Source organism: Cuspidothrix issatschenkoi CHARLIE-1 (genome assembly GCF_002934005.1).
Lineage (GTDB): Bacteria > Cyanobacteriota > Cyanobacteriia > Cyanobacteriales > Nostocaceae > Cuspidothrix > Cuspidothrix issatschenkoi.
In genome coordinates, this window is the sequence record NZ_PGEM01000236.1 from 1 (window position 1) to 1,361 (window position 1,361).

The window sequence follows — 1,361 nt, forward strand, 5'->3', positions numbered from 1 at the left end:
TAAAACGCTCTCAGAGGTCATATTTTGCCCTCTAACGCATTTTAATATCAAAGGCATAGAATTATACTCCGAAAACAAAAATAAGCGAATATGAGCCTCTGAGGGCTATTTTCGCTTATTACTCTAAACTTTCTTGAATTAAAGCAAAGAATTTATCAAATTCTCGCCTAAATCCCTTTAATTCAGCCAACAAATCTTTATTCATGTCTAGAAGCTCCTTATTTTGAACCTCCAAAAACTTACACTTGGCTTCTACCTCCGATATACGCTGAATAACATTTCCTTCAAAACCTAGAGAATAATTTTCTTTGCGAAGTCCTTGTTTTATTTTCTCAACACCTGAAGCTGATATATACACCAAACCTCTATGAGTCATCACATCATCGTTATCTAATTTTTTTCGGTGATATTTCACCAAATCTTTTGATATTTTTAACTCTTCAGCAATCTCTGACATTGTCTTCCAACTACTCATTTTTGCTCCTTTTCATCTAATTTCTCTCACCGGTAAATTTACCACCTAATACTATACCATACGATTAGAGGATTTACTAGTAAAAACTACCCACTAAATACATATTTTCATTCCGGCAAGCTTAGCATCTGGATACCCATTTACCAGTAAATTTCCCAGATGCTGTGTTTGAAAGAAATAAAAAGAGACGTTCAAGAGAACGCCTTTTTACCCCTTTCAAATTTTTGGGGAGCTCCCCAATCCCCCTCCAGAAAAAGAGAGAATTCTTTCTCAATTATCAATTTCAGCTGGTAATGTATAGAATGGCAAGTGCTTCGGCAACTCCTCAATCTCTAAGCCGAGAACATCTGCCAAAGTAGTAATCTCTTTCTGCAATTCGTTAATTTCACCCTCTAGTAATTCATAACGTTTTTTATCCAACACTTTTTTTACTCGAGCAATTTGACTTGCCACGAATTCAAATTGACTTTCAATATCCCTTCGAGAACTGTCCCAATAGTTTTGGGCGATGCGTTGCTTTTTCTCTGTAGCTCGTATATGTTCAGCCAACGAATTAAAACTATCCCATGCAGTACCTTCCCACTGCTCAGCTTCTTCCACTTGCCTCAACAATCTATTTCTTTCAGCTTTTAATTTCTCGATATCGTTTATCAGTTCCGTTCTTTCTGTCATTTTGCTTCTCTCTTTTCTGCCTGGATCAATCTAAAAAATCGTAGATATCTGTTTGATGACTGTTCTCTGTTGCATGTTGTATCACTTCGGCAGTTGTTGGTTGTCGATTATCAGTAATCTGCATTTCATAGCCAATGACCTTTCGGCCATTTTTAACTACGTTTAGATAAACATCTACCCCTAATTTTTTCTCTAGCTCTTCTGCCCCAACTTT

3 protein-coding genes are annotated in these 1,361 nt (G+C 36.5%); all 3 read right to left on the minus strand.

The window, feature by feature from the left end:
• Positions 1-118: 118 nt before the first annotated feature.
• On the minus strand, positions 119-475 hold the full coding sequence (locus CUN59_RS20900; RefSeq protein WP_000100266.1) for a hypothetical protein: 357 nt from the start codon (positions 473-475) through the stop codon (positions 119-121).
• A 270-nt stretch (positions 476-745) separates the two neighbouring features.
• Complete coding sequence (locus CUN59_RS20905) at positions 746-1,147, minus strand: hypothetical protein (protein ID WP_050964935.1); 402 nt, start codon at positions 1,145-1,147, stop codon at positions 746-748.
• A gap of 25 nt (positions 1,148-1,172) precedes the next feature.
• Positions 1,173-1,361 (minus strand): hypothetical protein (locus CUN59_RS20910; RefSeq protein ID WP_368731938.1); only part of this gene is annotated, 189 nt, incomplete at its 5' end.